The organism is Deltaproteobacteria bacterium (genome assembly GCA_016183175.1).
Classification (GTDB): domain Bacteria; phylum UBA10199; class UBA10199; order UBA10199; family SBBF01; genus JACPFC01.
Map to the genome: position 1 here is coordinate 1 of JACPFC010000122.1, position 7,252 is coordinate 7,252.

At 53.3% G+C, this 7,252-nt stretch carries 7 protein-coding genes; 2 read left to right on the forward strand and 5 right to left on the reverse strand.

The window, feature by feature from the left end:
- Both HYU99_11485 and HYU99_11490 read left to right on the forward strand, forming a co-directional pair.
- On the forward strand, window positions 1-244 hold a 244-nt coding region (locus HYU99_11485), incomplete at its 5' end, for an RsmB/NOP family class I SAM-dependent RNA methyltransferase (GenBank protein MBI2340967.1).
- A gap of 123 nt (window positions 245-367) precedes the next feature.
- Entirely contained in the window at window positions 368-739 is a 372-nt protein-coding gene (locus HYU99_11490; protein ID MBI2340968.1) for a hypothetical protein, read from the forward strand.
- Between the two features lie 2 nt (window positions 740-741).
- Here HYU99_11490 and HYU99_11495 read toward each other — a convergent pair whose 3' ends face one another.
- From HYU99_11495 to HYU99_11515, 5 genes are all read right to left on the reverse strand, one after another.
- A complete protein-coding gene (locus tag HYU99_11495) occupies window positions 742-915 on the reverse strand; it encodes a hypothetical protein (protein ID MBI2340969.1) in 174 nt (57 codons plus the stop codon).
- 45 nt (window positions 916-960) lie between these two features.
- A complete protein-coding gene (locus HYU99_11500; protein MBI2340970.1) occupies window positions 961-2,790 on the reverse strand; it encodes a hypothetical protein in 1,830 nt (609 codons plus the stop codon).
- Between the two features lie 11 nt (window positions 2,791-2,801).
- Window positions 2,802-4,982: a hypothetical protein gene (locus HYU99_11505; GenBank protein ID MBI2340971.1), complete on the reverse strand. Its 2,181-nt coding sequence runs from the start codon at window positions 4,980-4,982 to the stop codon at window positions 2,802-2,804.
- 316 nt (window positions 4,983-5,298) lie between these two features.
- A complete protein-coding gene (locus HYU99_11510; protein MBI2340972.1) occupies window positions 5,299-6,567 on the reverse strand; it encodes an ATP-binding protein in 1,269 nt (422 codons plus the stop codon).
- Between the two features lie 81 nt (window positions 6,568-6,648).
- The gene (locus HYU99_11515) at window positions 6,649-7,236 is read right to left on the reverse strand and encodes an isochorismatase family protein (protein ID MBI2340973.1); all 588 of its coding nucleotides are present in this window, start codon (window positions 7,234-7,236) and stop codon (window positions 6,649-6,651) included.
- Window positions 7,237-7,252 lie beyond the last annotated feature (16 nt).

The window sequence follows — 7,252 nt, forward strand, 5'->3', positions numbered from 1 at the left end:
GGGCCTTCTTGTCTATTCCACCTGCGCTATTTCCCCGGAGGAAAATGAAGAGGTGACCGACAGCGCCCTGAAAGAGCTTGAAGACATCGAGGCTCTCGATATCCCGCTCAAATTTCCTTTTTTGAAACCGGCACTCGCGGGTTGGGAGGGAAAAGCATTCCATCGGTGGGTGGCAAGGGCAAGGAGGATCTATCCATCCCCCATAATGGAAGGATTCTTTGCCTGTTTCATGGGGAAAAGATGATATTTTGGGGTTTTATTGAACCATCTGGCCCATTCAAACGTCATAACGGACACAGATTCGAATCGGCGATGGCCTTATTTGAGGCCGTCACGCTTCGTACATTTTACAGGAGGAAATCACCTTATGCTTAAGCGTACTTTGGCAACCGCTGTTTTTGGGGTTTTGGTTGGCGCCGGCCTTTACGCCATGGCCGACGACCCGAACCTGCGCGATAAGAAGGCCTGCAAGGCCGATGTGGAAAAATACTGCTCCGACTCCGAAAAGGGGCCGGAGGTCCATAAATGCCTGAAGGAGCACGAGAGCGAACTCTCGGATGACTGCAAGGATTCCCTTGAGGACCGCAAGTCGATTGTCGAGGCCTGCAAGAATGACAAGGAGAGTTTCTGCGCCGATGAAAAGGGGCCGCGGGAGGTCAACAAATGCCTCCGGGAACACAAGTCGGAGTTGAGCGACACATGCAAAGACGCCGTTGAGACGGCCAAGGCGGACGAATAGTTTTATTCCTCTTTTTCCTTGTCGTGTTTGGCGACGAATTTTTTGATGTCCTCAAAATGCTCGATAATCAGCTTCGCCTTCTTGATGCCGAACGAGAAGGGATACCGGTCTTCCGGCGTGTTTTTGAGGACTAAAAGAGGGTTTCCTTTATATTCCGATTCTTCAACAATGGCCATAGAGGTGGTTGTATGCCACACCCGGGAAAAAATTGCCAAGAAATTTTAGAAATGGGAATGGACGCGGCGCAAACGGATGCGGAGCAGGACGGCAACCGCCATGAAAATCACGGTGAAAAACAGTGCGTCCAAACCGGCGGGACCTCCATTTTTGGAGGCGCCGAACGTGCATCCACAGCCTCCCCCCGCCAGTGCTGATCCGCCTTTCTCCACTTCCTCTTCCTCCACTGCGGCTGAACCACTTTCGGCGCAGGCCGAGTCGGCAGAGCAATCCGAATCGTCGCAGTCGGTGGCGCCGTCTTCGTCGTTGTCGGTGGAATCGGTGCAGTCGGTTTCGGCTTCACCTCCGGTGCAGGCGGCGTTGGTGGCGCAGTCGCTATCGTCGCAGTCGGTGGAGCCATCGCTATCGTCATCGGTACCGTCGTCGCAGTCGGTTTCTTCGGTAACCGCCGTTTCCTCTTCTTCGGTACACGACGCCGAACAACCATCGCCATCGGTGGTGTTGCCGTCGTCGCATTCTTCGCCGCCGTCCTGGTTGCTGTCGCCGCAACAGGCGCCGTAAAATTTGGCCAGAAACATATCGTCGTCGCTGGTTCCGGCCGCGTAGATGCCGTCGGTTGTATCCACACCCACGGCATAGGCCGCGGACGAACTGCCGCCGGTTGTCTGGGTGACTTTGCCGTCACTGCTGAAGGTGGAATCGAGCGCAAAATCGCTATCGTAACGGGCCAGCGCCATGGTGGAATCCGCATCTATCGCTGTTTTTATCGACCCGGCGCTGATGATATTCTCGTTCGCATCGGCGGCAACGGCCCAGCCGTAGGCATAGTCGACATCGAAGGTGGTTGTCGATCCGGCATCGGCCGTAAGGGTGGCAGAGGCAAAACGCGCCGTAATCAGTTTAGTGGAACCGGTCGTGGAGGAATATCCGGTCACCGCGATTTTTCCGGACGAGGTGAGCGCCATATCCTGGGCCCATTCGCTGGTGGTGGCGACAGCGTAGACTCCAAACGAATGGGAGCCTCCGCTGTCGTATTTCATCACAAAGATATCTTGGGTCGAGTTGTCGGGATTGGTTGTAGCGCCGCTTAGATAAATGGCGCCGGATTCGTCGATGGCAATGCCGGTGGCCCATTCCCACGATCCGTTGTACTCGATTGTTTCGGCGTCCCCCTGTTTGGCGCCGGCGCTGTTGAATTTGACCAGCCCAATGCCATAGCTCAACAGTCCCGCCCCCGCCTGCCCCGCCAGATAGACATCGCCCGTGGTCGCATCGATGGCCAGGTCGCTGGCGATGTCGGAATAACCGCCAAAATCGACCGTCGTGGCGGCCACTTCGTTTCCGGAACTGTTGACCACCCAGAGGGCCATGTCGTAACTGGTGTTGGAGGAATTGGCATAGCCCGCCACATAAATGGTCCCGTCCGCGGCAATACCGATGGCGCGCGCCTGGTCGTCCTTGCCGCTAAAATCGGTTGTCACGATGCCGTCGCCGCTAAAGCTGGTATCGAGGCTTCCATCGCTGGACAAAAAGCGGGCCAGAAAGAAGTCCTGGTCGTCACTTGTGGAGGTGGACGGTTCGGTGTAACCCGCGACATAGATATAGTCCCCACTGACGGCCAGATCGCGGGCAACCACATTCTCCACGGTGACAATTCCATCCCCTTCTCCAAAACCGGCGTCGAGAAGCCCCATGGAGCAGGTCTCGGAGGCCGCCGGATCAGGCGATGTTGATGAGGCCAAGGTTGCCTCAATAGTTCCTGTGATCCTGGTCTCCTCTTCAAGGGGTGTCACCGTAAAGGCCTCGGCCCTCAAAATGGGAAGAACAGAGACGAAAGAGACAAGGACGGTCAGAATGGGGCGTGCGTGTTTCATTTTTATCCCCCTTAAAAATCAAGCCCTGTAATACTCATATTGGGCGTATCCTGGGTCTTGATGTCACTGTTGGTGCCCGTCTTACCCAAATCCTCGTTTGTATAGCCGTCACTCTCGGTGGCTTTACAAACGTTGTCTCCCCGACAGATCATGATCCTTGCGACCATTTGATCCGGTTTTGCCTCCAGGGAATCACAGACACTATAAAGCACCCCTTTCCCCGTGATTTTGGCCTTACTGCTCGAGGCGGTATAGCCATCGTCATCGCTATTATCCGTGCCAAGCATGATATAGGCCCAAGCCTGATATATTTCATAATCATTACTTTTGTCCCAGCCATTACTCCTCAGGCCGACAAACGCATTATCCACATCGATCTCGTCCGCCCAACTTGTGGAAAAGGTGGTATCACTATCGTTTTTTGTTACCTCTTTATAATGACCTTTATCCGTCCAGCTATCGCTACCGATATCGACAGTCTTCCAAGTAAAGTAATCGGAATCATACACAATCAGCGTATAGTAGAGGGTCGTTGCGTAATCCCACTCTCTATCGGCATTAAAATCGGTTTCGAATTTGACGGGCACCTTATAGGTCTGCGAACTGCTGTCCCAGTACGAGCTTAAACTGTCATGATCAAGATAAACCTGAAAATTGTGGTCCCGCACCTCTTTCGCATCGCCCCCATCAACATCGAAGTTGTATCCCCGCAGAAGGACAACAACCTTCTTGTCATCACCCAGCCACTCCTCGGCATATTCAATTTCACTGTTCAGGGTTACGGTTTCAGTGCCTGTGCACACCCCACTGGCGGCTGTGGATTCGCTACAACTGATTGCTTTATCCCCTTCGATAATCTTCAGATAGCCGGTATTGTAGGCCAAAAGGGTCCCGTAGCTTCGTGCCCTGTAGTCCTCATTATCGCCAAACCTCGTCTTAAATTCGAGCTTTCCTTCCGCAGTCCCCCCCGTCGACACGCTCTCATCATCAACCTTGTTGAGATAAGAAGTCGCAAAGTTTATCTCCCGATCGGTGTTATCCCACACTTCACACCGCTTTTCATCGCTCTCATCGCTTGTAATCTCCTCGAAGTAAAATCCCCGCCAGATTCCGGCTGTGGCCCAGCACCGCTTCTGGTCGGAACAATCGCCCACGTCGTTGCAGTCGGTTAAGCCGTCGGCGTCGTCGTCGGTGCCATTGGAACAACTGGTTTCCGTAGAGGGAATAACCGCTATATCCTCATCTTCCATTTGCTCGGCCACAGACTGGGCATCGGCGCCGCTACAGTCCTGGTCGATCCCGTCATCTTCGGTATCCGTTGCGGCGGGGTTAAGGGAGGAGCTGGTGTCGTCGCAATCGTTGCCGTTATCGACATAGCCGGTCGGCTGATCGCAGGCGGTTGTCCGGTTGGCCGAATCGCCGTAGCCGTCGCTGTCGCTGTCCAGATACCAGGTGGCGACGTCCGAGGCATCGGATTCATCCACCGTATCGTCGCAGTCGTTGTCGACATCGTCGCATTTTTCGGTGGCGTCGGGGTTGATTTCGTCGTTGGTGTCGTCGCAGTCATCCCCCCCCGCGGCCGTGGAAGAATGGCCGTCGCCGTCGGCATCGCTTTCAAAGTCATCCTCGCCGTCGCAATTTTGGTCGATCCCGTCACCGTTTACCTCGCTGGCCCCCGGGTGAATGGTGGCGCTGGTGTCGTCGCAGTCGAGGCTTTGGGCGAGGGCCTCTTCGCGATCGCTTGAATAAAGACCATCGGTATCGACGGAATAGCCGTCGGCATCCGCGTCAACCGTGGCTTCTTCCCCCTCGTCGGCCGAGCCGTCGCAGTCGTTATCGATGCCGTCATCGGCCACCTCTTCAACGCCGGGGTTGGCGTCCGCGCTCGTGTCGTCGCAGTCGGTATTGTCCGAAACATAGGCATATTCAACCGTTGCCGTGGCGCCATCGAGGCCGGAAACGGATTCCGAAACAGAACCGGAAATGAGGCCGGTCTCGTCATCGGTTTCGGTATTGCCCGTTTTGAACTCCTCCGTTGTATTGGGGTCGCCGTAGCCATCGGCATCGGCATCCTTATAAAGGGTGGTTTTGGAACTGCTCCCTCCCCCACTGCAATCGCCCCAGGCAAAAAGCGCCAGAGCGGCGACAAAAAAAGTATGAATGATGATGGATGAACATGATGGCCTATTCATGGGTGACTCCTTTTTTAAAATTTTTCGCAAGTCTTTGCTCTTTATTATTATCGGCAAAACATCCATGAGAGTTGCGTACTTTGCAATTTTAGCAACAACTCCTTGAAGTGCCTATAATTTTTTTGCATCGGATGACACTCGCTATATCTCCCTGCCCGAAAGAGGTGACCCCAAAAAGAGTATATGCAATCCGCGTGCCAAAGCGCTTGGCTTATCAACCTATTGAAATTACTTGTATTGTTATAAGAAGAAAAAGGTTGAGGGGGTAAAAAAACGCCAAATTCTTGGCGATTTTATCATTTTGAGGGAGAAAAATTCATTCCAAATTAACCGCCAAAAGTTCAATGCTGATAGAAAAGATGCCCCTGTCGGTCCCGAAAATATTCGGCTCCTCCACCGCCAAAATGCGCTCGGTCGGCCTGAACCGCGCAAGATAGTCCAGGGCGCCCGAACTGTTTTTCACCTTCAATTTGCACTCGACCGCCAGCCGAATTCCCCTTTTATCCCGCACCACAAAGTCCACTTCGCGCCGATCGTAGTCGCGGTAGAAGCCCAACTGAAGCCGCCCCAATACTTCCGATGTCTCCGAGGCAAGGCCTCTGGCCAAAAGGCAGGCGACCGTGCACTCGAAGGGGGCCCCGTCGGAGAGAGGCTCCTTAAGACGGGAAAAACAGAAATCGACGGGATAAAATTTTTTTTCCTTTCTGATTTGCCGGCTTTTCGACAAACCGGCCACCGGCAATTCAAAACCCCACAAAACCTGTTTGAGCGCCCGGATGTCGCTTTTGACGGTGTTGGGGGAAACCTGCAGGGTTTCGGCCAAATTTCGGAGTGAATAGGTCGAGCCAAGTCCTGCGAGCAAAAGTTGAAAAACATGATAAACCCTTTCCACATCCTTGGCCAGGTGCAGATCTTTCAAATCGCGGTCGAGCATGGCGGCAACATAATCTTCGAGCCACTGGCGATAAAAAACGGGGTCTTTGCGGACAAGATTTTCGGGAAAGCTTCCGTAGGCGGCGTAATTTTCCCAAAGCGCCCGGAGCCTTTTTTGATGGGGCAAATACTTTCGGACCAGGTCGGTGAGCGGGGTTTGCGCCTTCCACGGCTGTTCCAGAACGATTTCGGGCGCCATGGTCTTCACATATTCCCTGAAGGTGACCGGAAAAAGGGTCAACCAGACGGCGCGGCCGGCCAGGCTGTCGCCCTGATCCTGCCGCCGCATGGCAAATGCCGAAGAACCCGAGGCCACGTAATTGACGGCCTGTTTTGTCTTGTCGTAAGTCCCCTTGATGAGATTGCGCCAGCCTTGCACCTTGTGAATCTCGTCAATAAAAACCAGAGGCTTCCGCCGGGTTGACGCCGCCCGCGGAAAGGCCCCCCTCGTGGTCCGGTACCAGTTGACAATAAAGTCGGGAAACTGCCTAAAGGCAAGGCGATCTTTGGCGACATCCATATTCAATTCAAGCGCCGGCTTCAGCTGATGTTCGATGATGAAGGTTTTTCCGGCCTGCCTTGGCCCGGAAATGAAGAGAAGCTTGTCCTTAAAATGGGCGAGCCGGTCCGAAATGGCCCGATCGATAATCATTTTGTAATTTGATCATACCCATGAACATTTTACAAGTAAATTGTTCAGCCCTAGGAACGTTTTACCATATTCGGGTTTGCGTCACCCGTTCGTCGTTGAACGTAAAAGGCTTTCCTTCAGCAAAGCGGAAATTTTTTTGAACGTCGGCGTGCCGGACTTCGCCATCAGTTGAAAAAGAAGCGTTTCGGTGTTGGTGAGAATAGCCCCGGCTTGACGGGCAAGATCAAGGCCGTTTTTATAATAAAATTTTGCGCGCGAGATCACTGCGTCACTCACCACAAAGGGGTGATAGCGCTGTTTTAGAAGCCCCAACACCGTCAAGTAAACGCAGACATGCGTCTCCATCCCGACAAGGATGATGTTTTTTCGCCTGAAGGTTTTTAGTTTTTTGTTGAAGGCCGCGTCGTCGCAACAACCAAAAGCCAGTTTGCCCTGTTGAGCAAATTTTTTCCCTTCGAGAATTTTTTTGATCGGTTCGATCGTCGGACCCAACCCTTGTGGATACTGCTCGGTGAGAAAAATCGGAATTTTCAATTCATCCGCCAGCGTCGCCAGCAGATTGATCTGCGCGCAGACCTTGCTTAATACCGCCTGATCCATCGCGCGGGAGAGTTTTTCCTGGATGTCGATGATGAGGAGAAGAGAGTTTTTGGGTGTCGGATTTACCATAACACTTCGACGTGAA